Annotated in this window: 27 protein-coding genes; 13 read left to right on the top strand and 14 right to left on the bottom strand. The window is 67.3% G+C overall.

Annotated elements, in window-relative coordinates; translation table 11 throughout:
- Nucleotides 1-45: 45 nt before the first annotated feature.
- Nucleotides 46-489, top strand: a complete 444-nt coding sequence (locus WEB06_03410; protein ID MEX2554661.1) for a PaaI family thioesterase — start codon at nt 46-48, stop codon at nt 487-489.
- Here WEB06_03410 and WEB06_03405 read toward each other — a convergent pair.
- Nucleotides 486-863, bottom strand: coding sequence for a response regulator (locus WEB06_03405; GenBank protein MEX2554660.1), 378 nt, complete (start codon nt 861-863; stop codon nt 486-488). The genes WEB06_03410 and WEB06_03405 overlap by 4 nt on opposite strands.
- A 2-nt stretch (nt 864-865) precedes the next feature.
- Nucleotides 866-2,611, bottom strand: coding sequence for an ATP-binding protein (locus WEB06_03400; protein ID MEX2554659.1), 1,746 nt, complete (start codon nt 2,609-2,611; stop codon nt 866-868).
- 104 nt (nt 2,612-2,715) lie between these two features.
- Between WEB06_03400 and WEB06_03395 the strand changes: the two genes are divergently transcribed.
- From WEB06_03395 to WEB06_03385, 3 genes are read left to right on the top strand one after another with little or no spacing between them, the layout of a single operon-like run.
- Nucleotides 2,716-3,105 (top strand): cupin domain-containing protein, encoded by a 390-nt coding sequence (locus WEB06_03395; protein MEX2554658.1) that lies wholly within the window; start codon nt 2,716-2,718, stop codon nt 3,103-3,105.
- A gap of 39 nt (nt 3,106-3,144) precedes the next feature.
- A complete protein-coding gene (locus WEB06_03390) occupies nt 3,145-3,420 on the top strand; it encodes a hypothetical protein (protein ID MEX2554657.1) in 276 nt (91 codons plus the stop codon).
- Complete coding sequence (locus WEB06_03385; GenBank protein ID MEX2554656.1) at nt 3,351-3,797, top strand: PIN domain-containing protein; 447 nt, start codon at nt 3,351-3,353, stop codon at nt 3,795-3,797. The genes WEB06_03390 and WEB06_03385 overlap by 70 nt, the downstream gene beginning before the upstream one ends.
- Nucleotides 3,798-3,800: 3 nt before the next feature.
- On the opposite strand, the gene WEB06_03380 is transcribed toward WEB06_03385, so the two are convergent.
- Nucleotides 3,801-5,066: a sulfotransferase gene (locus WEB06_03380; GenBank protein MEX2554655.1), complete on the bottom strand. Its 1,266-nt coding sequence runs from the start codon at nt 5,064-5,066 to the stop codon at nt 3,801-3,803.
- Nucleotides 5,063-6,145 (bottom strand): DUF1214 domain-containing protein, encoded by a 1,083-nt coding sequence (locus WEB06_03375; protein MEX2554654.1) that lies wholly within the window; start codon nt 6,143-6,145, stop codon nt 5,063-5,065. Before WEB06_03375 ends, WEB06_03380 begins: the two co-directional genes overlap by 4 nt.
- A gap of 85 nt (nt 6,146-6,230) precedes the next feature.
- On the opposite strand from WEB06_03375, the gene WEB06_03370 reads away from it, so the two are divergent.
- Nucleotides 6,231-7,475, top strand: a complete 1,245-nt coding sequence (locus tag WEB06_03370) for a DEAD/DEAH box helicase (GenBank protein MEX2554653.1) — start codon at nt 6,231-6,233, stop codon at nt 7,473-7,475.
- A 6-nt stretch (nt 7,476-7,481) separates the two neighbouring features.
- Here the strand turns inward: WEB06_03370 and WEB06_03365 are convergent, their stop codons facing one another.
- On the bottom strand, nt 7,482-8,339 hold the full coding sequence (locus WEB06_03365; GenBank protein MEX2554652.1) for an alpha/beta hydrolase: 858 nt from the start codon (nt 8,337-8,339) through the stop codon (nt 7,482-7,484).
- A 10-nt stretch (nt 8,340-8,349) separates the two neighbouring features.
- On the bottom strand, nt 8,350-8,760 hold the full coding sequence (locus tag WEB06_03360) for a PaaI family thioesterase (protein MEX2554651.1): 411 nt from the start codon (nt 8,758-8,760) through the stop codon (nt 8,350-8,352).
- A gap of 74 nt (nt 8,761-8,834) precedes the next feature.
- On the opposite strand from WEB06_03360, the gene WEB06_03355 reads away from it, so the two are divergent.
- Nucleotides 8,835-9,431, top strand: a complete 597-nt coding sequence (locus WEB06_03355; GenBank protein MEX2554650.1) for a TetR/AcrR family transcriptional regulator — start codon at nt 8,835-8,837, stop codon at nt 9,429-9,431.
- Between the two features lie 98 nt (nt 9,432-9,529).
- On the opposite strand, the gene WEB06_03350 is transcribed toward WEB06_03355, so the two are convergent.
- Entirely contained in the window at nt 9,530-9,916 is a 387-nt protein-coding gene (locus WEB06_03350; GenBank protein MEX2554649.1) for a hypothetical protein, read from the bottom strand.
- The gene (locus WEB06_03345) at nt 9,913-10,857 is read right to left on the bottom strand and encodes an aldo/keto reductase (protein ID MEX2554648.1); all 945 of its coding nucleotides are present in this window, start codon (nt 10,855-10,857) and stop codon (nt 9,913-9,915) included. The genes WEB06_03350 and WEB06_03345 overlap by 4 nt, the downstream gene beginning before the upstream one ends.
- Nucleotides 10,858-10,916: 59 nt before the next feature.
- Here WEB06_03345 and WEB06_03340 point away from each other — a divergent pair, with 59 nt between their 5' ends.
- Nucleotides 10,917-12,548: an AMP-binding protein gene (locus WEB06_03340; protein MEX2554647.1), complete on the top strand. Its 1,632-nt coding sequence runs from the start codon at nt 10,917-10,919 to the stop codon at nt 12,546-12,548.
- The gene (locus WEB06_03335) at nt 12,548-13,438 is read left to right on the top strand and encodes an adenylate/guanylate cyclase domain-containing protein (GenBank protein ID MEX2554646.1); all 891 of its coding nucleotides are present in this window, start codon (nt 12,548-12,550) and stop codon (nt 13,436-13,438) included. Before WEB06_03340 ends, WEB06_03335 begins: the two co-directional genes overlap by 1 nt.
- Here WEB06_03335 and WEB06_03330 read toward each other — a convergent pair.
- On the bottom strand, nt 13,435-13,878 hold the full coding sequence (locus WEB06_03330) for an SRPBCC family protein (protein ID MEX2554645.1): 444 nt from the start codon (nt 13,876-13,878) through the stop codon (nt 13,435-13,437). The two genes, WEB06_03335 and WEB06_03330, sit on opposite strands and share 4 nt — an antisense overlap.
- On the bottom strand, nt 13,878-14,732 hold the full coding sequence (locus WEB06_03325; protein MEX2554644.1) for a lysophospholipid acyltransferase family protein: 855 nt from the start codon (nt 14,730-14,732) through the stop codon (nt 13,878-13,880). Before WEB06_03325 ends, WEB06_03330 begins: the two co-directional genes overlap by 1 nt.
- On the opposite strand from WEB06_03325, the gene WEB06_03320 reads away from it, so the two are divergent.
- A complete protein-coding gene (locus WEB06_03320; GenBank protein ID MEX2554643.1) occupies nt 14,731-15,042 on the top strand; it encodes a hypothetical protein in 312 nt (103 codons plus the stop codon). The two genes, WEB06_03325 and WEB06_03320, sit on opposite strands and share 2 nt — an antisense overlap.
- An 8-nt stretch (nt 15,043-15,050) precedes the next feature.
- On the top strand, nt 15,051-15,461 hold the full coding sequence (locus WEB06_03315; GenBank protein ID MEX2554642.1) for a PaaI family thioesterase: 411 nt from the start codon (nt 15,051-15,053) through the stop codon (nt 15,459-15,461).
- 147 nt (nt 15,462-15,608) lie between these two features.
- On the opposite strand, the gene WEB06_03310 is transcribed toward WEB06_03315, so the two are convergent.
- Entirely contained in the window at nt 15,609-16,634 is a 1,026-nt protein-coding gene (locus WEB06_03310) for a class I fructose-bisphosphate aldolase (GenBank protein ID MEX2554641.1), read from the bottom strand.
- Between the two features lie 512 nt (nt 16,635-17,146).
- Nucleotides 17,147-19,129, bottom strand: a complete 1,983-nt coding sequence (locus tag WEB06_03305; protein ID MEX2554640.1) for a hypothetical protein — start codon at nt 19,127-19,129, stop codon at nt 17,147-17,149.
- 465 nt (nt 19,130-19,594) lie between these two features.
- On the opposite strand from WEB06_03305, the gene WEB06_03300 reads away from it, so the two are divergent.
- Genes WEB06_03300 through WEB06_03290 form a run of 3 tightly spaced genes read left to right on the top strand, consistent with a single transcriptional unit; the run spans nt 19,595 to nt 20,714 of the window.
- Entirely contained in the window at nt 19,595-20,194 is a 600-nt protein-coding gene (locus tag WEB06_03300) for a cyclic nucleotide-binding domain-containing protein (GenBank protein MEX2554639.1), read from the top strand.
- On the top strand, nt 20,164-20,409 hold the full coding sequence (locus WEB06_03295; protein MEX2554638.1) for a ribbon-helix-helix protein, CopG family: 246 nt from the start codon (nt 20,164-20,166) through the stop codon (nt 20,407-20,409). Before WEB06_03300 ends, WEB06_03295 begins: the two co-directional genes overlap by 31 nt.
- The gene (locus WEB06_03290; GenBank protein MEX2554637.1) at nt 20,406-20,714 is read left to right on the top strand and encodes a type II toxin-antitoxin system PemK/MazF family toxin; all 309 of its coding nucleotides are present in this window, start codon (nt 20,406-20,408) and stop codon (nt 20,712-20,714) included. Before WEB06_03295 ends, WEB06_03290 begins: the two co-directional genes overlap by 4 nt.
- Before the next feature lie 18 nt (nt 20,715-20,732).
- Here WEB06_03290 and WEB06_03285 read toward each other — a convergent pair whose 3' ends face one another.
- Nucleotides 20,733-23,459: an adenylate/guanylate cyclase domain-containing protein gene (locus WEB06_03285; protein ID MEX2554636.1), complete on the bottom strand. Its 2,727-nt coding sequence runs from the start codon at nt 23,457-23,459 to the stop codon at nt 20,733-20,735.
- Between the two features lie 61 nt (nt 23,460-23,520).
- The gene (locus tag WEB06_03280; GenBank protein MEX2554635.1) at nt 23,521-23,676 is read right to left on the bottom strand and encodes a hypothetical protein; all 156 of its coding nucleotides are present in this window, start codon (nt 23,674-23,676) and stop codon (nt 23,521-23,523) included.
- Nucleotide 23,677: the final 1 nt, after the last annotated feature.

Genomic DNA, 23,677 nt, shown 5'->3' with positions numbered 1-23,677 from the left:
CTCCCGGTCCCTTCCCGGGCGAGGGGAGGGGTATCGTTGCCGCCCATGGGGCTGCAGTTCGAGCATTTCGACCCGGGGATCGCCGACGCGTTCGTGCGGATCAACGAGTCCCAGCCCGGCCTGCCGCGCTTCCTCGGCCTGCGGATCGACTCCATCGAGGCCGGCCGCCTGGTCGCCTCGCTCGAGGCGAAAGAGGAGTTCCGGAACCCGTTCGGCACGATGCACGGCGGGATCCTCGCGGGAATGGTCGATCACGTGCTGGCTGCGGTGTTGTACCCGGTCATCCCGCGGGGCTACTGGGCGGCCTCAACCGAGTTCAAGCTGAACTACCTGGCTCCGGTCCGAAGCGGAACGGTGACGGCCGAGGCGACGGTCATCTCGTTGACCAAGCGCACGGCGGTGGTCCGGGTCGACGTGACGAACGAGGGTCGCGCCGTTGCGGCCGCGCAGGGGACGGTGCTGATCCGGGAGCCGAAGCCGGCGGATTAGCCCGGCGCAGGGAGCGCGCGGGCGATCGCGTCGAACAGCTCATCGGATGTGAACGGCTTGGTGACGTAGGCGCGGACGCCTTCGCGCATCGCACGCTCCGCCGTCGAAGGCGTCGAGTGCGCCGACACCATCACCACCGGCATCTCCGGGAAGCGGCCCTGCTCGGTGAGACGCTCGAGGATTTCCCATCCCTCCATGTCCGGAAGGCGGATATCGAGCAGGATGAGGTCGATCTCGGAACGGTCCAGAAGCGCGAGCGCCTCCGCGCCGCTCTCGGCTTCGAGCACGGCGTAGCCGGGGCGGGACTCGAGGATCATACGAGTCATCAGCCGGAGGTCGCCTTCGTCTTCGACGATGAGTGCGGTGAGCGCCATGTCTACGGTGCGCACTCTAGCCGGAACAGGAACCGAGCGCCGTGTGGCGTGGCTTGCTCGTACCAGATGTCCCCCCCGAAGGCGCGGAGCAGGCTCCGTACGATCGCCAGCCCGAGGCCTGAGCCCTCCTTGCCCACGGCTGCGCCGCGGACGAACGGCTCGAAGAGCCGGGAACGCAGCGGCTCCGCGATCCCGAGCCCATCGTCGGAAACCGTGACCACGACGGATCCATCCTCCACGCGCCCCTCGACCGCGATCCTGGAGCCGCCGTACTTGTAGGCGTTGGCGAGCAGGTTCGCGAACACCTGCTCCAGGCGAAAGCGGTCCGCGATCACCGGGACGTCGGGGACGTTCAGCGAGACCGAATGGTCCTCGGGCGGGGGCGTGCTCTCGAGCGCCTGACGCGCGACCTCCGCCAGAGACAGAGGCGCGATGTTCACGGTCAGCTTGCCGGCTTCGATCTGGGTGAGGTCGAGCAGGTTGTTCACGAGGGTTCGCATGCGGAGCGAATGGCGATGCACCGCGTCCATCGCTCTCTGGAGCTGCTCGGGCGACATCCTCAACGGATCGTTCGCCACCATTGACGAGAATCCGAGGATCGCCGTCAGCGGCGTGCGCAGCTCGTGCGCGGCGTTGGCGATGAACGCGCGCCGCGCTTCGTCGAGACGTCGCATCTCCTCGGTGAGGTGCACGCGATCCAACGCGATGCCGACCTCTGAGGCGTACTCGTCCAGACGCTCGATCTCGTCCGATCCGAACATCTGTGCGAACGGGCCGGAGAAGACGACCATCGAACCGGTTCCCTGCTCCGTGCGGACGGGGGCGACGATCGCTCTGCCGGCGCCGCCGCGCGTCGGGACCGAAGTAGCCTCCTCCTCCGGGTGGAGGCGCGCGGCCATGTCGCAGGCTTCGTCGTGCGGCATCCCCGCTTCGGCGAGCACGTCGCCCTTCGGTGTGGCGATGAAGCCGGCGTCACCGCCGACGAGGCGCGTCGCCCAGTCCATCGCGCGCGCGGCAAGCGTGTGACGATCCGGCGCGTACATCACGAGGTCCCGCGACGCGCGTAACGCCTCCTCTTCCGGCGCTCGCCACAGGTGGCGGAGCCAGCTCGGCGGAGCGATGGCCGCAGCAAGGGCGGGCACGAGCGCAAGCACCGCGACCTGGAGACCGAGCGTGACCGCGTCGGAGGAATCGGTGCCGAACGATAGCCCGACGACGAGGATCACGATGATCCCGGCGTAGCCCACGGCCAGTGACCGGAGCCGCGCGCGCTGAACACTTGGGCGCTTCCGGGACGCTCGCCAGAATCGGATGATCGGCTCGATCACCATCGCCGCCCAGACGGCGACCACGACGATGAGCGCGATCGAGTCGACGCCCGTGTAACGCACGTCCGGTCCGTACTCGAGCTGCCGGGCGATGAGGAACCCGGCTGCCCCCGCGGTCACGACGAGGGCCGCGATCCGCACGGACATCCGGAGCGGCAGGAACTCGTGGCGGAACTGGAGCAGCAAGTACCCGGAGGCGAGGAATCCGACCAGGCTCAGGTCGAACAAGATCCGGAAGCGGTAGTCGGTCACCTCGCCGAGGCGGCCGAGGATCGATACGACGGCGATGAGCCCGATCGCGGCGGCGATGACGGCGGTCGCGCGTCCGCCCTGCCGGCGCCACCGGCGAAGTCCGGCGAGCGCGACCAGCACGAATCCCCCTGCGACCAGGTACTGGAGGATCTCGATTGCGTCTTTCATCGCAGGCTACGAGCGTACCCGCTGCCGCGTACGCTGCCCGGGTGGCTGGCTCCTGAGCTGGTCGTTAGAGTCCGGCTCTTCGACCCGCTGCTGAGGAGGAAGCGATGAGCTACTTCACCGACACGTCGAAAGGCGACGCGGACTTCCGCGTCGAGCGGTCCGGCGATCTCCCCGAGCTTCCGCTCGTCGAGGGGATCAGCGTCAGACCGGTGATCGGGGACCGCCTCAACATCCAGGAGGTGACGCTCCGGCCGGGGGCCGTCGCGCCGGTGCATACGCACGACGAGGAGCAGCTGGGCTACGTCGTCTCCGGAACGTGCGAGTTCACCGATGGGAAGTCCACCTGGCTCATGGGGCCCGGCGACTGTTACGCGGCGCCGCCGGGCACGCCGCACGGAGCGACCGCCCTCGAGGACGGCTGCGTGATCATCGACGCGTTCTCGCCACCGCGCGAGCAGGTCCTGCGCATGCTCGCGGAGCGGCCCGGGCAGTGAGGGATGACGGCTTGTCCTACTTCGAGTAGGATAATCGGGATGGCGACGGAGAAGGTATCTCTCACGCTGAACGAGCAGACCCTTAGACAGGCTCGCAAGCAGGTGGGACGTCGTGGTCTTTCCAAGTACGTGGACGAGGCGCTCCGCATCCGGCTTCAGCACGACCGCCTCCGCGCATTGCTCGCGGAGATGGAAGCCGAGCGAGGTCCTATCCCCCCCGAAGTGATGGAGGAGGTTCGCAGGGAATGGGACCGAGGAACCGAGCAACTCGCCGCACGAAGAAGGCCGCCTACCAGCAAGTCGCCCCGCCGCTAGTTCTCGATTCCGGGGCGGTCATCGCCCTCGCCCGAGGCGATGTGCGGGTTAGTGGGTTCCTTTCCCTTGCCCTCGACGAAGGAGCGAAAGTGTTCGTTCCCGCGGTTGCCGTCGCGGAGACCGTGCGGGGTCGCGGCCCTCGCGACGCCGCCGTGAACCGCGTTGTCGCGGCCATCGACGCAGTGCTGACAACCGACGAAGCCTCGGCTCGCACGGCAGGAGCGCTTCTCGGCGCGTCGCGCTCGCGCTCCACGATCGACGCCCTCGTCGTCGCGACCGCGATCCATGCGGCTGGTGCACGGATCCTGACGAGTGACGAGCAAGATCTTCGCCGGCTCAGCGAGGGGCAAGAGGGATTGACGATCCACGCCGTCTGATCCTTACCGCTCTCCTTCGAGCGGGATCGCGAAGCGCTCGATGTAGAACTCCAGCGCCTGACGGCGCTCGCCGCGGTCGATGCCGAGCTCGGCGAGGTCGTAGATGATCGACCCGAACCGGCCGCGCGGGTGGCCGGCCATGAAAGCGTCCATCGCAGCGCGGCTCTCTCCGGTCATCGGCTGTCCGGCCAGCGCGTAGATGCGCTCGACCATCGCAACGTCGTCGGCCATGAACTCGTCGAACGGGACGTCGATCGTCTGGGCGGCCGGCAGAAGATCGCGGTCACGCACGCACGCGCGCAGCATCCGCTCGAGACGGTCCGACCAATAGGCCGCCACCTCGCGCGGGTCCGGTTCCGCCCGGCTCATGCGCGCCGTGTAGGCCAGCATCGTCGTGACAGATGCGGTCACCGCGATCGGATCTCGATGCGTCACGACGAAGGTTGCGTCGGGGAACGTCGCGAGCAGCGGACCGAACTGCTCGATGTGCTGCGGCGACTTCAGCACCCACCGATCGCCGCCGCGGAGCCAGGTCAAAACCTGAAGGACGCGTTTGAGGTAGGCGTAATGCGGCGTCTGGTCGTGGGCGAGGTAGAAGTCGCGCCACGTCGGCATCGGCGCCGTCGTCTCGAACAGCATCGAGGAGAAGTCGATCGCGAGGAGCTGGATCTCCTCGTGGACGTGCTCGACGGTCATCTCGTGCATGCGCTCGAACAGCGGCATCAGCGCGTTGACGAGCCCGAGGGCCATCTCGGTACGCGCCAGCCGCGGGTCCGGCTCCCCGGCGGCCGGCCGCTCCGCGTCGGAGAGCACCGGCTCGAGGCTCTCCCAGTACGGAAGCGATCGCAGCGCGGGATCCGCGGAGATCAGATTCTGGAGGTGGGTCGTGCCGGTGCGCGGCAAGCCGCAGACGATGATCGGGCGGATGATCTCGACCTGCTCGATCTCGGGATTACGGCGGATCAGATCCTCGATCAGCAGCCGATTCTTGAGGAGGTGAACCATGAGGCCGCCGATGGTGAGCTTCCCGATCGGTCCGAGCCGCGCCTCGGTTCGCAACGCCGCGCACAGGACGTCCAGCCGCTCGACGAACCCGGCGACGCCGAAGTCGTCCAGACCCGTCTGCTCCTTCGCCATCTGCATCAGGTCGTCCGGCTCGAAGGTGATCTGCGCGGCCATCGCCGTCATTCCGTCGAGCATCGGCGTCATCTCGTCCGGGAACCGCGGCGCGGCGAGGTCGTCGATACGGACGGCGGACGGGCGGCTCATCGTGGGATGTCGTCGATCTTCACGACGCTTGTGACCGGCTGCTCCGGCGTCGCCTCGGGGTAGAACCAGCGGAACCAGATCCGGCCGCGCGGGTGGCCTGCCGTCGAGACCCAGTTGGGATGCCCCGGATCGGTCGGCGCGACGACGATCCGCCAGGAGCCGTCGTCCTCGTAGCGGACCTGCCCGCCGTTGATCGTCACGCGCTCGTAGTCGTAGTTGTACGTGTGGAGGAACTGATTCCAGAGGCACAGGTTCCAGAACGCGCACGCAGGCGAACGTCCTTCGATCACGAGCGCCTCGTCGTCGGCGAGCGCGAAGCTGCCGAACGCGTACGCGGCGTCGCCCGCCTGCCAGCCGTAGGTGTGTTCGGGCACCGGGTACGGTGCGTCGACGGTGTTCGGCTCGCCGAGCGGGAGCGGAACCATCCCGGCCTGCTCGCGGAGCCAGGTCAGCGCTGCGCGGAACCGGCGCGCGAGGTCGGCGTCGTCCTCGCGGCGCGTCGCCGGCGGGTCGTCGGCCTCGATCGACCATTCGACCCGGCGCCCGCGCTTGGGCTCGACCAGATAGTCGCGCGTGATCGCGCACACCGCGTCGGGAGCGAGCTTGAGCCAGTTCCCGCCACCCGACGGGGGCTCCACGCCGAGCACGACCTCGAACGAGCCGTCGGGCGCGATCTCCAGGGTGCGGTCGTTGACGGTACCGACGATCCGCTCCGAGTAGCGGCCGTCATCGGGCCCGCCGTACACGGTCAGGGACAGGTAGACGGCGTCGCCCATCCGACCGCGGACCCGGTAGGTGCGCGCCGGATCGATCGGAGCGAACTGGTAGAAGGCGTCCGCATTGTCGCCTCCCCACTTCTTGTAGGGACCGACGATGTCGACGAATCTGGGCCGGGCGGCGTCGGCCCATACGTAAACGTCCATCGCTACCTGTAAGATGGAGAAGATCCAGCGGTACCCCTCGAGCACGCCCTGATCGTCGAGGGGGGTATTTGGGCCCTCGTGGAGCTTCCGCTCCAGGAGGCGGGCCTCTTCGAGCAGCTCGCGAAACGCGTGGCTTGTCTGCTCGGCCCCCGTCACCGCCTCACCCCCTCACCCGCGGCGGAGCGCGAGTGTACCCCGGTTATCCTGTAAGAAGCCCGTTTAGAAACGACAGAAAGGACCCATGGAACCTGATTCTCCGAACAACCCGCCCGTCGTCGTCGAGTCCCCGATCCCGGCGACCCCTCGAAGCTTCGCCGAGTTCGGCGTTACCCTGCAGATCGTCGAGGCGCTGGCCTTGCGCGACTTCCACGCCACGTTCCCCATCCAGGCTCTGGTGCTGCGCGACGCGATCTCAGGTCGCGACGTCTTGGCGCGGTCGCGCACCGGTTCTGGCAAGACGCTCGCGTTCGCCATCCCGATCGTGCAAGGACTGACCCACGACAACGCCTCACCCGCCGCGCTGATCCTCGTGCCGACGCGGGAGCTCACCAGCCAGGTGGCCGAGGAGTTCCGCACTATCGCCGACGTGAAGAAGCTCAGAGTCGCGACCGTCTACGGCGGCGTCGGGTTGAAAGAACAAGCCACCCGCGCGGCCAAGGCCGACATCGTCATCGCGACGCCGGGCCGGCTGCTCGACCTCGTGCGCCGCCACATGCTCTCGCTCAACCGTGTCCACGTCGTCGTGCTCGACGAAGCCGACCGCATGCTCGACATGGGGTTCCTCCCGGACGTGAGCGACATCCTGTCCAAGCTTCCCGAGGATCGTCAGACGATGCTCTTCTCGGCCACGCTCGACGGAGAAGTAGGCCGGCTGGCGGCGCGGTACACGCACGATCCGATCCTCCATGAGATCATCGAGGATCGTCCGATCATCGAGGAGGCGCATCACCGGTTCATCTCGGTGCCGCGCGAGGAGAAGGTCGCCACACTCGCGCGCGAGTTGGCCGGCGATCGCGGCTTGACCTTGATCTTCTGTCGGACCAAGCGGGGCGCAGACCGGCTCGCCCAAACGCTGAAGACGCAAGGGTTCGGCGCGCAAGCGCTCCACGGCGACATGAGCCAGGCGGCGCGCGAACGCTCGCTCTCGCGGTTCGCGTCCGGCAAGGCCGACGTGCTCGTGGCGACCGACGTCGCGGCCCGCGGCCTCGACCTCGAGCACATCACGCACGTCGTGAACTACGACCCGCCGGACGACGACAAGTCCTACATCCACCGCGTCGGCCGCACCGCACGCGCCGGCCGCACGGGCACCGGCATCACGCTCGTCACGCCGGACCAGCGCGCGGACGTCAGCCGGATGGTTCGCCAGCTCGGCCTGGAAGCCGAGTTCGTCGAATCGGGCTTCAAGGTGCTTCCGCCGCAGCTCGTGTACGTGGGCGGGCGAGGCCGCGGCCGGATGATGGGTCGCCGTCCGCGCCGCCGCTGAGAAGTCCTACGCCGCCGCCGTCTCCCGCATGAACGTCTTGATGGCGTCGGCCAGCTTCTCCGGCTGATCTTCGGGGATGAACGCCCACGAGTCGGGGATCTGAACGAGGCGGGCGTTCGGCAGATCGGCCGCGAGCCGCTCCGCGTAGTGAAACGGGAAGAGCTTGTCACCGGGCGCCCAGGCGATCAGCGACGGGCCGTGGAAATGCTTGAGCTTCTGGATCGCCGAAAGCGTGTGCTCGGGCTTGAGCTCGCGCAGGAACTTGCCGATGTCGCGGCGGATCGCGCTGCTGCGGATACCCGGCCGGCACCAGCTCTCCAGGATCTCCTGATCGAGTCCGTGCTTGGCGAGGTGCCCGAACGCCAGCGGACCGTTGCGGAAAGACTTCAAGCGCATCGGCTGAGCCATCTCGAACACGAAGCCGGGGATGTGCGCGGCTTTGCTGAGCCAGCGGAAGCCCTTCGGCGGGAAGTTGTCGTAGGCGTCGCAGTTGGTGAGCACGATGCGGCCGATCCGCTTCGGATGCTCCGCGGCGACGAGCTGCGTCAGCGCGCCGCCGGAGTCGTTGCCCACCAGCGTGACGTTGGAGAGGTCGAGCGCCTCGATGAAGTCCGCGATGATTCTCGCGACTCCGAGAGGCGAGACGTCGGCGTCGCGGTTCATCGGAACCTCGTGGGATCCGAGCGGCCAGTCGGGAGCGATGCAGCGGTGATCCCGGTCGAGCAGCGGGACGACCTTCCGCCAGAGCCGCCCGTCCACCATGAAGCCGTGGACGAACACGATCGGCTCGCCGCGCCCGGCGTCGCGATAGCGAACGGTTCCCTGCGGGAGCCGGACCTCTTTGATCTCCTCGAGCTTCGGCATGCTGGTCTCCTTATCCGAGCTTGTAGGTGACGAGCCCTTTCGCCACGAGCTCGCCGGCGGCGTCGGTCACGTCCACGTCGCAGGCGCAGAGGTTGCGGCCGCGGCGCACGACGCGCGCGCGTGCGGTCAGATCCGTGGAGCGCGCCGCCTTCGTGAACGAGATGCTGAGCGACACCGTGGTGCCGCGCAGATTCTCCGGCGGCTTCTCCGTCGACCACGACGCGGCCATCGCCGCGGTGTCGATCAGCGAGGAGATCGCCCCGCCGTGGACGGTGTCTCCGATCGTGATGAGCGGCTCGGAGAAGGGGAGGAGCAGCTCCGCGGAATCGGGCTCGAGCGAGACCAGCTTCATCCCGAGGTGCCCCACGAAAGGAGAGGCCTTCAGGAACTCGCGCATGATGTCCGCACCGGATTGGGTCATGGTTGCCATTCTTCCACCTCCATGGCTCCCGCTGGTGTAGGATACAGACAGCCTGTATGTTACATACAGACAGTATGGATGTCAAGAGACGCAAGGCCGAGCAGTCGGAAGCCACCCGCGCCGCGTTGATCTCTGCGGCCCGCGGGCTCTTCGCCGAGCACGGGTTCGCCGACACCGCTACCGAAGAGATCGTCCAACACGCGGGCGTGACCCGCGGCGCGCTCTACCACCACTTCAAGGACAAGACCGCGCTGTTCCGCGCCGTCGTCGAGCAGATCGAGGGCGAGGTGACCGCGAAGACCGGCGAGGCCGCGATGGGGGCCGGCGGCATCTGGGAGGGGATCGTCGCCGCGACCGACGCGTTCCTCGACGAGTGCCTCGACCCGGCGATCCGCCGGATCATCCTGATCGACGCTCCCTCCGCGCTCGGGCTCGCGACCTGGCGCGAGATCGAGCGCACCTACGGGCTGGCGCTGATCCAGATGGCGCTCGAGGCCGCGATGGGCGACGGGTTGATCGCGCGCCAGCCGGTCGAGCCGCTCGCCCACATCGTCGCCGGCGCGATCAACGAGGCCGCGCTGACGATCGGAGCGGCGGACGATCCGGTGCGGGCGCGCAAAGAAGTGGGCGCCGCCCTGATCGGCCTGCTCGAAGGGCTCCGAACCCGCTAGGTCGTTCGGCCTGAAGCGCGCTCAAAGGGTTGTCAGACGATTGTCAGACACAGTGACGTCGTCTTGTCTGACACCGTTCGGAGCGGTCCATCCCCCGCTCAGTGAAGTCGCCGGATCTCCTCCGCAGCGTCGGCGAACTCTTCGAGCGGGGAGACGATGTCGCCGAGCCGCGCATTGAGCGGCTCGAAGCCGAGCCGTGCCGAGGCCGGGTCATCGCGCATCCGCTCCGCGTGGATCCGCGCCATCATGAGCGCCTGTGTGCATCGGGTCCAGATCGGCTCTGTCCGGTCGTTACGCCACGCCGCCATCGAGGCCTCGGCCCGGCCGAGCCCGGCGAGGAACTCCTCGATCGCCGGCTTCAGCGGCGAACCGGGATCGCGTGAGGTCGGGATTGCGGAAAGAAGCACCCGCTGTGCGGCGTCGAGCTCCGAGACGACGCGGCGGAACGCCTCGCGTTCCGGCGACTTTCGGCGGAGGGGCGTCACGGCGCGGACAAGATCTTCTCGATCACATCGACGGTCGCCTGATCGAGCTCGACGTCGCCGGCCGCGGCGGTTTCCGCGATCTGCGAGGGCCGTTTCGCGCCGCAGATCGCGCTGGTGACCGCGTCGTCGCGGAGCAGCCACGCGACGGCGAGCTGCGCGACGGTGAGGTCGAGCCCGTCGGCGATCTCGCGAAGCTCGTCCACCGTGCGCAGATGCTTGCCGAACGCTTTCGGCGCGAACAGGTGCTCGTAGTAGTCGATCCCCATCTCTCCGGAGCGCCAGTCGTCGGGCGGGAAGGTCGCGTCCGGCGTGAACTTCCCGGTCAAGATCCCGTAGGCGAGCGAGCCGTAGCTCACCACGCCGGTGCCGTGCTCCCGGCACCATCCGATCAGCGCGTTCTCGGGGTCGCGTACCAGCATCGAGTAGTGCGGCTGCAGCGAGTCGACGTGGCGGATCGGCTCGCAGCGCTCGAGGTGCTTCACCTTGAAGTTGGAGACGCCGAGGAAGCGCACCTTCCCTTGATCCTGCAGCGCCGCCATCGCTTCCCACGATTCCTCGAGCGGCGTCTTCCGGTCGGCCGGCCAGTGGATCTGGTACAGGTCGATCCGGTCGGTGCGCAGGCGCAACAGCGACGCGTCGCACGCTTTGCGGATGTGCTCCGGCGTCAGGACGACCCCGCGCGGGGTGATGCCGAGCTTGGTCGCGATGAACACCTCGTCGCGACGGCCGTCGAAGGCGTCGGCGACGAGCTCCTCGGCGTGGCCCCACCCGTAGGCGTCGGCGGTGTCGTACCAGGTGATCCCGAGGTCGTGGGCTCGCTGCATCGCCGCGATGATCTCGTCGTCGTCGGTCGGCCCCCACATGCCGCCGCCGCCGGCCCACGTGCCGAAGCCGACCGTCGATATCGGGGGACCGTTCTTGCCCAGCGGCCGGTAGCGCATCGCGCAGGAGCCTACGCAGGTTGGCCCGCAGCGTGCGACTCGGGTAGGAAAGCGTCTTGATGGATCTTCCACAGTGGCGCGGGCTGATCGGCGAGATCGACAAACGCTTCCAAGCGGTGCGCGTGCTGGCGCGCGCGGGGCTGGCCCGGCCGGAGCGGCCCGACCGGCTGTTCCGGGCTCTCCTCGCGCTCGTCGAGTGGGATCGAACGCCCGCCGCCGGCGCGACGGCCAACGCCTCGCGTCATCCGGACGAGACCTACATCATCGACGAGCTCGGACGCCTCACGTTCGCCGAGGTGAACCGACGCACGAACGCGCTCGCCAACGGGCTCGCCGAGGCGGGGATCAAGGAGGGGAACTGCGTCGCGATCATGTGCCGCAACCACCGCTACATCGTCGAGGCGATCATCGCCTGCTCGAAGCTCGGGGCCGACGCGGTTCTGCTCAACACGGACTTCGCCGGGCCGCAGATCACCGACGTCGTCAAGCGCGAGAAGGCGCGGGCGCTGATCTACGACGAGGAGTTCGCCGGCCTGCTCGCCGAAGCCGGGCGCCGTCGCAAGCGATTCGTGGCGTGGGTGGACGGCTCGCCGAAGGACCCGACGATCGAGCAGGTGATCTCCGGCGCCGACGACGCGGAGCCCCTCCCTCCGGAGCGGCCGGGACGGCAGATCATCCTCACGTCGGGAACGACCGGCGCGCCGAAAGGCGCGGCGCGGCCGCCGATATCCTCGCTCGATCCGGTCATCGCGATCCTGTCCACGATCCCGCTCAAGACGCGCGAGACGCACTTCATCGTCGCGCCGCTGTTCCACTCGTGGGGACTGTTCCACCTCAGCATGTCGTTCCTGCTCGCCACGACCGTGGTGCTGCGCCGCCGCTTCGATCCCGAACGCACCCTGTCGACCATCGGCGAGCACGAGGTGCACTCGGCGCCGATGGTGCCGGTGATGCTGCAACGGATCATGGAGCTGCCGGAGCCGGTGCGCCGCCGGTACGACGTCTCGTCGTTGCGCGCGGTGCCGTTGTCGGGCTCGGCGATCCCCGGCGACCTCGCGGTGCGTTTCATGGACGACTTCGGCGACGTCGTCTACAACCTCTACGGCTCGACGGAGGTCGGCTACGCGTCGATCGCCACGCCGGAGGATCTGCGCGAGGCGCCCGGTACCGCCGGCCGCCCGCCGTACGGCACGGTCGTGAAGATCCTGGACGACGAGGGGCGCGAGGTTCCGCAGGGCGAGACCGGCCGGATCTTCGTCGGCAGCGAGGTCGTCTTCGAGGGCTACACCGGCGGTGGGAGCAAGGAGGTCGTCGACGGCTTGATGTCGAGCGGCGATGTCGGCTCCTTCGACGAAGCGGGCCGCCTCACCGTCACCGGACGCGCCGACGACATGATCGTCTCGGGCGGCGAGAACGTCTTCCCGCGTGAGATCGAGGATCTGCTCGCGAGGCACGACGCGATAGCCGAGGCCGCGGTGATCGGCGTCCCCGACCCGAAGTTCGGCCAGCGGCTCAAAGCGTTCGTCGTGACCCGCGACGGCAGAAAGGTCACCGAGGAAGAGGTCCGGGACTACATCAAGGCTCATCTCGCGCGCTTCAAGGTGCCGCGCGAGGTCGAGTTCCTCGACGAGCTGCCGCGCAACCCGACCGGCAAAGTGCTGAAGCGCGTGCTGGCCGAGCGGGAGGCCTGATGTCCGATCCCAAAGGCAAAGACGCGGCGAAGGGCAAGGCGAAAGCGAAAGCCAGGTCCAAGGCCGCGCTCGCGAAGGAAGAAGCGCGCGAGGCGAAGCGGGAGGGCGGTCGCCGGGCGGCGTCGGCGATCCGCGAGGCCATCAAGACCGCCTTAGGGCAGGACACTGAGCTGGCCGAGGAGATGGAGGACGCGCAGCGGCGCGCGGGCGGCAAGCGCAGCGCCGCGGCGTGGCTCCACGCAGCGGACGCGCTCGAGCCGGTCCTCGCGGACGCGGTCGAGCGCCGGCCGTCGTTCCTCGGCAGGCTCGCCTACGGCACCGCGCAGCTCGTCACCGCGCTCGCGACCGACGACGAGGCGTCGAGCGGGCGCTTCGCCGAGATCGCCGGCGGCGACCACGTCGGGATCGTGTTCATCGACGTCGTCGGCTTCACCGCGTACACGGCGAAGAACGGCGACGACGCGGCCGTCTCTCTGGTGAAGCGTCTCGAGACGATGGTGGGAAGCATCTGCAACCTCCACGAGGGCGAGGTCGTGAAGCATCTCGGCGACGGGTTCCTGCTCGCGTTCGCGACCGCCGCCGACGCGGCGCAGGCGGCGCTGGCGCTCCGCGACTCGGCGCGCAAGAAGCGAGCGGCCGACCCGTCGTTCCAGCAGGTTCGGATCGCCGTGCACGCCGGGCGCCCGTCGGTGGTGCGCGACGACCTGATCGGCCACGACGTGAACCTCACGGCCCGGCTCCTCGAGCACTGCGAGCCCGGCGACGTGCTGGTGACCGCGGACGCGAAGCTGCTCGCGGAGAAGGACCTGGACTCGCTGCGTTTCGTCGATGCGGGGAGCGTTCAGCCGCGCGGCCTGTCCGAACCGGTCGCGACCTACCGGGCGGTCTAAGCCGCGTCCTGCTCGTGCTCGACGACCCACCTGGCGGCGAGCAGCGTCGCCCAGAGGTTGCGTCCGACGATCCTGCCGGCGATGCGCTCGACCAGCCAGCCTCCCAGGCCCGGCAGCGTGAAGTCGATCTCCAGGCGCACCCGCGTCCCGGCGCGTTCGGGCTCGATCTCGGTGCGTCCGGTCATCCCGATGCCGGTCTCCGACTCCCAGGCGATCCCGCGGTTCTCCTCCCATTCGGTCACGTGAAGGGTGCCGCCCGCCTGGATCGACCCGACCTGCATCAGAACGCGATAGCGCGCGCCGACGCCGGAGCGCTCCTCGGACTTGGGGTCCCACTTCGTGATGCCGGCGAAGAACTCCGGATACCGCGCGAGATCGCCGACGAGCCGCCAGACGTCCTTCGGAGGCCGGTCGATGAAGATCGATTGCTGGACACGCATCACACGAAGGGCGGCAGCACGCGCGAAGCCGCCATCGCGGTGAGGGTTTCCTGCATCCGGCCGGTGACGTAGTCGTACGCGTCGTCCGAGTCGGCGTCGTCGCCGAACTTGGAGACGACATCGATCGGCTCGAGCACTTCCTGGCGGATCTTCGCCGGGAGCGGGATGTGGCCGAGGAAGTCGCCGATGTTGAGCCCCCACGGCAGCGCAAGCGAGATCGGCAGAACCTTGAGGCGCGCCAGCTTGTCCAAGCGGAGCGCCTTCGCGATCGCGCGGCCGTCGGTCAGCGGCAGGTAGGTGTCCTGCCCGCCGAGCGAGACGACGGGAACGATCGGCACGTTGGCTTCCTTCGCGAGTCGCAGGAAGCCTTTGCGTCCGTCGAAGCGGATCTCATGGCGCGCGGTCCACGGGCGGTGCACCTCGACGTCGCCGCCGGGATACACGAGCACGCTGTGGCCCCGCTCCAGGATCGCCTTCGCAGCTTCGGGCCCGGCCGTCACGATGCCCCACTTCTTCGCGAGGGTCCCGAGGATCGGATACGAGGTGACGAGCGCGTGCGCCAGCGCGTGCAGCGGCCGCTCCACGCCGAAGTACGTGTTGAAGGCGAGCGTGAACACGATCGAGTCCGGCGTCATGTTCCCGCCCGAGTGGTTGGCGACGAACAGCAGCGGCCCTTCCTCGGGGATCCGCTCGAAGCCCTTCACCTCGGCCCGGAAGTACAGGGTCGCCAGCAGCCACATCAACGGGAGCTGGCTGCGGATGTACTCGGGATCGCGCGCCTCGAGGTCGGCGGCGACGCCGCTGACGAAGGCGCGCTTTTCGGGCTCGATGAGATCAAGCTGTTGCTCCTTCATGGCGTCGCTCGATTATCCTCCGCTTATGGGTTTGCTCGCCACGTTGTTCCCCATCAATCCGTGGAGCGTCGGGCGCCTGCTCGACGACATCCACGACCTCGCGTTGTTCGCCCGGGATATCGGGCCGAAGGTCGAGGAGCTCGGCGCCCGCTATGAGACGCTGGCCCAATCGTTCCTCGGCCTCGCCGGAAGGCTCGATCAGCTCATCGGGCAGGTCGTGAAGGTGACGGGTCCGCTCGAGAGCGCGGTCGAGCGCGTCGGCCGGATGATGCCCCGCCTGTCGCCTCGCGACCCCGAGATCGAGAGCTGATCGAGCCTGTGGCCGACGAACCCCTGATCCCACCCGGCCTCGACACGCTAACCGAGCGGCTCGGCATCACGATCGAAGAATGGGGACGCGAGCGCGTCGTCGGAACGATGCCGGTCGAAGGGAACACGCAGCCCGACGGGATCCTCCACGGCGGCGCGACGTGCTCGCTGATCGAGACGCTCGCGTCGGCCGGCGCGGCCGCCGTCGCGGGCTGGCCCGAGAGGCTCGTGATGGGACTCCAGCAATCCACGAACTTCATCCGCGCGAGCAGGGAGGGTCACGTTCGCGGTGTCGCCACCCCGATCCACACCGGCAGAACGACCCACGTCTGGCAGGTCGAGGTCACCCACATCGAAACCGGAAAGCTCACCGCTTCGGGGCGAGTGACGCTGGCGGTTCGAGAACGCCCGACGGAATAGCCTGAGGCTCCCGGCTACCCAGACACGCGCAGACCGTGTCCGGATCTGCTCGTTCCTTAGAAGACCGGGGCCGAAAACCTACGCCGGGCGTAGGTTTTGGGTCACGCTTCACAGGAACGAGCAGATCGACGCGAACGACGAGACCACCTAGGCGGCGCTCTCCATCTCGGACTTGTACTCGCCGGTGCGAGCGAGCGAGTTCATCTTCGCCCGGTGGTAGAACGCGCGCTGCGCAGCTTCGACGTTGCTCGACTCGCCCTTCCACGTCTTCAGCGCCGGCGCTTGCAACGCCCGGCCGTACGAGAACGACAGCTGCCACGGGTGCGGCCCGAGCTTGTTCATCTCGTTGAGGCGCGCCGTCGCGTCCTCGTCCGACATCCCGCCGGACAGGAACACGACGCCGGGCACCGTTTCGGGCACCGACGCCTTGAGCGCGGCGACCGTCATCTCAGCGATCTTCCCGTGGTCGACTTGTGTCGACGACGTCTTGCCGGGGACCACCATGTTCGGCTTGAGCAACATCCCTGAGAAGTCGACCAGCTGCGCTTCGAGCTCGGCGAAAACGACCGTCAGCGTTTCGCGAGTGACTTGATCGCAGCGCTCGATCGTGTGATCGCCGTCCATCAGCACTTCGGGCTCGACGATCGGGACGAGTCCTTCGTCCTGGCAGAGCGACGCGTATCGCGCGAGCGCATGCGCGTTGACCTGGATGGAATAGCGCGACGGGATCTCGTCACCGGCGATGTCGATCACGGCGCGCCACTTGGTGAACTTGGCGCCGATCCCGCGATACTCGATCAGCCGGTCGCGCAGCCCGTCGAGGCCCTCGGTCACCGTCTCGCCGGGCGACTTCGCCAGCGGCTTCGCCCCCGTGTCGACCTTGATGCCGGGGATCACGCCGGCGTCCTGGAGCGCCTTCACGAACGTGGTGCCGTCCCCAGACGATTGGCGGATCGTCTCGTCGAACAGGATGACCCCGGAGATGAATTCGCCCATCCCCTTGGTCGTGAGGAGCACGTCGCGATAAGCCCGGCGCGTCTCTTCGGTCGACTCGACGCCGATCGATTCCAATCGCTTCTGGATCGAGCCGGTGGACTCGTCGGCGGCGAGGATGCCCTTGCCGGGCGCCACGAGCGCGCGCGCCACCTTGTTGAGCTCTTTTGTCGTGGCCATGAAAGGGACCCCCTCGCTCGAGGTTGTTTCCTCAGATTGGTGGCCAGGCGGGCCCGGTTGTCAACTCTCGCGCCCGGTCGGCTTCACGGCGTTGCTGTCGTAGGCGGGTGATAGCGTCGGCACCGAACCGCGCAAGGGGCTGACCGGCCGAAGGGGCTCGGAGTCGGTGAGGAGACCAGGCATGTGAAGCGGTTCGGTTTCCGTGTGGTGGCGACAATCGAGATCTCGTGATCCCTCGGTTTCGACTATGCAGCTTCCATGACACTCGCCACCGCGGGGCAACTTCTCCTCCTCCTAGACCGCTCGGACGATTTGCGACGACCTTGTTACCGGGCCGCGCTGATGAGCGCGGGTCGGGAACGCCAGAATCGAGACTCGGCCGCGCAGGCACTGGCCGGACTTGGCGCATGCGCTGTCGCAGAGGGTCGATTCGGGAGAGCAGCCGTGTTCCTAGGTTTAGCGGAGACGCTCGGCGGCGGGCTTCCGGCCCGCCCCGTTGTTTCGCGCGTTCCTTACGTTTCGCACCCAGAGACGGTCTCGCCGTTCGTGCACTGGTCTGTGCCCAGGCCGCCGTCGAGCGTGTCAACCCCACCCCGGCCGTCCAGCGTGTCATCGCCGGCCTCTCCAAGGAGATGGTTGTTCAGATCGTCGCCGGTGATGACGTCATCGAACGCGGTCCCGATGACGACTTCGATCTCGCCGATCCCGAAGCTGATCGCCATCTCGCAGAACCCGGGCTCCGGCTCGCTCAAGCAGGCGAATACCTCTCCTGTCGCGAGGTCGACCGACAGTCCCACGCCGATGTTGGACGCGTCGTAGGCATCGTGCCCGGGCCCACCCGTGATCATCGCCTCGCCGATCAACTGCTCGGCGGCTCGACATCCGCCCGACGGCGCGCAGCCGATCTCCGAAAAGATCTTGAGTATGTCGTCGCCGTTACCGCCGTCCATGAACTGGGGGCTGCCGAACAGGATGTCGTTACCGTCGCCGCCTGAGAACAGCGAGCCCCCGCCCTCGAGGGTGTCGTTCCCCGCCCCGCCGTACACAGCCGTCGAACCGAACCCCGGCGAGAGGATTTGATCGTCGCCCGCTCCTCCGGACAGAGAACGGGATCGAGCGGTGCCCACGATTGAATCTCCGAACGCGGATCCGATCACGTTCTCCATGCTCGGGATCTGATCGTTGCCGTTGCCGGCGGCAGTCTGACTCCCGATGTCGACGGTGACTGCCGACGGGGAGCTCGAGTAGTCGACAGTGTCGCTGCCGATCCCGCCGATGAGAACGTCGTCGCCACCTAAGCCGTCGATGACGTCATCGCCGGCCCGCCCGCAGATGACGTCGCGTCCGGGCGTGCCGATCAGGAGGTCGTCCCGGTCCGTCCCGGTGATGGTGCACGGCTCGAAATCTTCCAGTACGAAGACCGACGCCGTGGCTGGAGCCGTGAACCACATCTTCTCGTCCGGTCCTGCGACGACGGCGAGCGGGTTGAGCTGGTCGGGCAACATGAACTCGGTCAGGATGCCGTCCGGCGTCAAGCGACCGACCACGTTCGTCAGTATCTCCGGACAGAAGCATCCGAAGAGCGTGAAGTATAGGTTGCCGTCGGCGCCGGCCTCGATCGCTATCGGTTCTTCGAACTCCTGTGGCAGCGCGTACGCGCGGTAGGAGCCCGCCGGCGTGACGCGCGCGATCCGGTCCGCCCCGCGCTCGGTGATCCAGATCGCACCGTCCGGGCCCTTCGTGATCCCCTCGGGCGCGCCGAAGCCCGGCGGGTCGTACTCGGTGATCTCGCCGAATGGCGTGACGCAACCCAGGATCCCCCCGCCGTTCTTGCTCGTGAACCAGATGTTGCCGTCCGGGCCCGGGGAGACGAAGAACGGAGCGTAGCTAACGGGGCCGAAGTGATCGATCTGCCCCGTCGGAGAGATGCGTCCGACGGCGTCGGTGCCGGGCAGTCCGAACTCGGAGGGGTTGTTCGCGTACCAGATGTTCCCGTCGGGACCGAGCGTCATGTCGTTGGGGTTGCCGACGAAGCCGAATCGCGCGGTGACCTTGCCCGTCGCGGGTTTGACCCTACCGAACTGGTTGGCGGCGCCGTACCAGATGTTGCCGTCCGACCCCGGGCTCAGCACGAGCTCCCTCACACGCATATCGAACGTGGTCGCTGTGCCGCTCGTTGTTACCCGCGCGATACGGCTGCTGCTTCCGGAGACCCACAGATTGCCGTCGGGGCCGGTAACGATGTCCCACGGACTGGTGACGGGCGAAACGCTGTGCACTCTGACAGAGAAGTTGGTCGCGGAAGTTCGGACTGGGATCGGGCGGGAGGTCTCGGGCGTCAGCCCTGCCGGGCACGGCGCTGCGGCCTCGACGACGACGGTCATGGGAAGCAGCATGGCGGCGGCGGCCAGCGTGATCGTGGCCGCCCGAAGGCCGCGTCGAGTGGTCGAAGTGTCGCGTGCGGTGGCTGAAGCGAATCCCCCTTGAGTTCTCATATTCCCCCCTTGCCGTAACCATCCGCGCGGTCGGTGGCGACGTCAATACGTCAAACGCACTGCATCGGCAGCCGCTCAATCGCTCGAGTGCAACCCGACTGTTGGCTAGAGCTAACCCTCGCGTACCACTACCGGTCTGTTTGCCAGATGACAGTCAACGCTCCGATCGACTGTCGCTCGTTCGGCGGGGGATCTGCCGCTGAGCCGATATCATCCTCCGGAAGCGCGTGGATGGGGGCTCGCAAAGTGGACTGCTGGCATTGCAGGAAGACGGCGGTGGGCTCTTGCCGTTTCTGTGCGCGAGGCCTCTGCGAGGACCATGTACAGGATCGTCCCTACATCCTCGAGCTCTATCGCGCACGCGGCGAAGGTCCGATCAAAGTCCTCGTCGTCGAAGATGCCCTCTGGTGCGGTACCTGTTCGCCGAGACCCGATCCGGTGGTGTTGCCGGAGCTGGACTGACCGATGGAGTGGGAACTCCTCGCCGGCCTATCGCCCGAAGAGCGAGACTCACTCCTCGCGCTCGCGCGGCGTCGCAGGTATGCGCGGAACGAGATCATCTTCCATCAGGGTGATCCCGCCGAGACGCTTCATCTGATCGAGAGCGGCCGCGTTTCCGTTCGCGTGACGACCCCGCGTGGTGACGTCGCGACGCTCGCCGTGCTCGGGTCCGGAGACTTCTTCGGCGAGACCTCGGAACCGCCGGCTGATTCCGCGACCGCCGTTTCCGTGCGGACGTTCCTGATCGCCGACGTTCGCGGATACACGGCGTTCACGCGCGAGCACGGCGATGCGGCGGCCGCGCGTCTGGCGAAGAAGTTCGCCGACCTGGCCCGCGACGCGGTCGAAGCGCGCGGCGGGCAAGTCATCGAGCTTCGCGGCGACGAGGCGCTGGCCGTGTTCACCTCGACCGCGCAGGCTGTTCGCGCAGCGGTGGAACTCCAGGCCGCGTGCGCCGAGGCCCGGCCGCCCGAGAGGGCGGGTCTTGACGCGGCAACCACGGCGAACCGTGAACAATATGCTACGATATTGTCATGGCGCGAACCGCTACGCTGGTCCAGCTGAACCAGGAGCTTCTCGCGGCGCTCGACCAGCGGGCGGCCGAGAGGGGTGTTTCCAGATCTCAACTGATCAGGGAAGCGGTCGAGACCTACCTCGCAGACGCCATCGGCGCGGCGATCGATAACCAGATCGTCGAGGCGTACACGCGTCGCCCTCAGGTCGCCGACGCCGCATGGGAGGCGTCGCTGCGGGAGTCGATCGCCGCCGAGCCCTGGTGAACCGGGGCGAGGTTTGGTGGGCGGAGCATCCCGACGCGGGACGCCGTCCATACCTCATCCTCACCAGACAGGCAGCCATCCCCGTGCTCTCGGGCATTGTCGTCGCCCAGATCAGCCGGACCGTTCGAGGTATCCCGACCGAGGTCGCGCTGGACGCGGACGATGGGATGCCCGAGCCCTGCGCGGCCAGCTTCGACAACATCCTTACGATCCCCAAGTGGTCGTTGACCGAGCGGATCTGCCAGCTGGGCCTGCCGAGGCTTCACGACGTGTGCCGGGCCCTGCGAACCGCGACCGGCTGCTGAACTAAGGCTTCGGGGTTCTCATTCGAGCAGACCCTCTGCTAGCTGGTGTGTCTCATCCGGTGTCATAGCTCGGCCCGCGCGGAACTCATCTTCCCAACGTGCTTCGCCGAGATCGCGACGGGCCGACGAGAGGTTGGTTTCGTACGCGTCACGGATGAACGGTGGCAACGGTGCGTCGATTCTTCCCCACGACTCCGTCGCCGCGCCGAAAAGTCGCGCGGCGGCCACATACTCCCCCGCCACGGCGGCGACTCCCGCCAGGCCGTCCGCGCACGACGCCCAGTCGAAGGGTTCACCGTTCTCGTGGGAGAGCACCAGTCCTTCGATGAGAAGGTCGCGCGCGCGCCGCAGTTCGTGATCGCGCAGTGCTACAAGACCTAACGTATGGAGCTGCGGAGCATTTGTTCGCGCGAGCCCCAGCGCGTTCGATTCGGCGAGCGACTCCTCGCCTAGGGACCGTGCGCCGATGTAGTCACCTTGGATGTAGGAAAACCAGCTCATGTTCGCCCGGATGATGGACATCTCCCAATGGTATTCAAGCTCGCGCGCCAGAAGCGCTGCTTCCTCGTATCTCGTCGCCGCGAGCTCGAACTCGCCTTTCTCCGCCAGCGCCACCGCGAGCGATCGAAGAGCTCGAACCTCGATGCGACGATCCGTGCACTTTCGCGCGGCCGCAACCGCCGATTCGCTGAATGCGACGCTCGCCTCCCAATGGGCTTGGCAAATCTCAAGACGTGCCAGACCATTGAGAGCCTCGGCCATCCCTGATACGTCGCCCATTTCTTCGAACATCGACCGCGCCTTGAGCAACAGCGGTTCAGCACCCCGATAGTCGCCTACTGTTACTGCGAGGTCACCGGATGTCCGGTACGCCTTAGCGGCGAGCTGCGAGGTCTCCTGAACGCCAGGAAGAAATCGGTCGCGCCACTGAAGAGCCTCTGAGAAGCGGCCGTGATATGTCCAGCACCGCGCGAGTGGCACGAGGAGTCGTAGAGCCTGGTCTGTCTGCTTCGTCTCGGCAAGCCAGCGGAGCGCTCGTCGTATGTTGTCCATCTCTCGATCGAGGGTCCTCGCCCATGTCGCGGCGTTGGGACCCATCAGCTCCTTATCGCCGCGTTCGGTCAACTCGATGTAATAGTCCGCGTGTCGCATCCGCGTCTCGGTCGCGACTCCTGAGTCCTCCAGGCGGTTACGGGAGAATTCCGCGACCGTTTCCAGCATCCCGAGACGACGATCCGCGTCGACGTCACGTCGTACGAGAAGGTTGAAGTCCGTGAGCGCCTGGAGATGGTCCACGAGTTCGATCTCATGGTTCGGCCTGCAGACGAACGTGGCGGCGTCCATGGTGAACGATTCCGCGAAGACGGACAGGGTCGCAAGTGTGGCCCGAACGTTGGGATCGAGCAGGTTAAAGCTCCACTCGATCGTGGCGGCGAGCGTCTGTTGCCGTTCGGGCAGGTCGCCACCGCCAACGGTCAACAAACTCAGCCTGTCATCCAATCTTGCGAGGATCTCGGCTGGAGACAGGATTGAGAGTCGCGCGGTGGCGAGCTCGATCGCCAAAGGCAGGCCGTCGAGCCTTGCACAGATCTCTGCGACGATCTTCGCGTTGTCATCGGTGAGGTCGAAATTCGGATCGACGGCGCGAGCGCGCTCGACGAACAACGCGACGGCCTCCGAGCGGGCGATCGTTCCCAGCTCCTGGTCGTGTCGCGTATCCGGCAGATCGAGCGGCGGCACGGCGAACCGCGTTTCCCCTGACAAGTGCAGGGGCTGCCGGCTCGTGGCGAGAACGTTAAGCTCCGGCGCGGCGCTAAGGATCTCGCTTACCGCGAGCCCGGCCTTTGGCAGATGCTCGAGGTTGTCCAAGGCCAAGAGGAGCTTCTTGCCTGCGACGCGTCGACCGATCGCGTCCAACAGGAGGGCCCCGGACGCATCGCGGATCCCCAAGACGCGACCGATCGTAGGAACGATGAGATCCGACTCGCTCACGGAAGCGAAACCGACGAAGAAGCACCCGGCCGGATAGTCGTCCAAGAGGCGGCGGGCGGCTTCGATGCACAGACGCGTCTTGCCGCTCCCGCCCGCTCCCGTAAGCGTTAGCAGACGGACGCCGCCGCGACGCATCTGCTCGACGATCGCGCGAAGCTCTGCCGAGCGACCCACCAGAGAGCTGGCCGGCGTGGGGAGGTTCGTGGGCCGAAGCGAACGAAGAGGCGGGAAGTCCTCTGCCAGACCGCGGATGAGGAGTTGGTAGAGCTGCTGCGGTTCCGCGAGATCCTTTAGCGCATGATCGCCGAGATCGCGGAACTTGAAGTCGTGCTCGACCCCCGTAGCGCGCGCTTGGGCTGAGACGAGCACCTGGCCGCCGTGCCCAACGGCGCAGATCCTCGCGCCGCGGTGGACGTCGATCCCAACGTACCCTTCGGCCACCCGGGTGGGCGTACCGGTGTGGATGCCCATCCTGACGCGGACCGGCTTGTCGTCCGGCCAGGACGCGGCCGCCAAGGCGACTTGCGCGTCAGCAGCAGCAGCGATCGCGTCGGGCGCTCGTTGAAAGGCGATGAAGAATGCGTCGCCTTGCGTGTCTACTTCGACACCGCCGTGCTTGGTGAAGGCCTCGCGAAGAAGCCCTCGATGCTGTCCGAGCGCCTCGGCATAGCGATCGCCGAGCTCATGCAGCAGCCGGGTGGAGCCCTCGATGTCGGTGAACAGCAGCGACACGGTCCCCGACGGTAGGGTCATGGGCAAGGGATACATGCTGGATGGGCTCGCAATCAAGGACGGTCGAAGAGAGGGCCGAGCGTTATCGGACGAGCGAGCGTGCGAGCTGGTGCACCTCGTCGATCGTCATTGCTCGCCCTCTCTGAACCTCTTCATGCCACCGCTCCTCACCGAGCGCCGCCTTCGCCGCCGAGACATGCCTCTCGTACGCCGAGCGAACGAACGCTGGAAGAGGCATC

Source organism: Actinomycetota bacterium (assembly GCA_040905475.1).
Lineage (GTDB): Bacteria > Actinomycetota > AC-67 > AC-67 > AC-67 > DATFGK01.
This window is presented reverse-complemented; position numbering and strand designations above follow the sequence as displayed.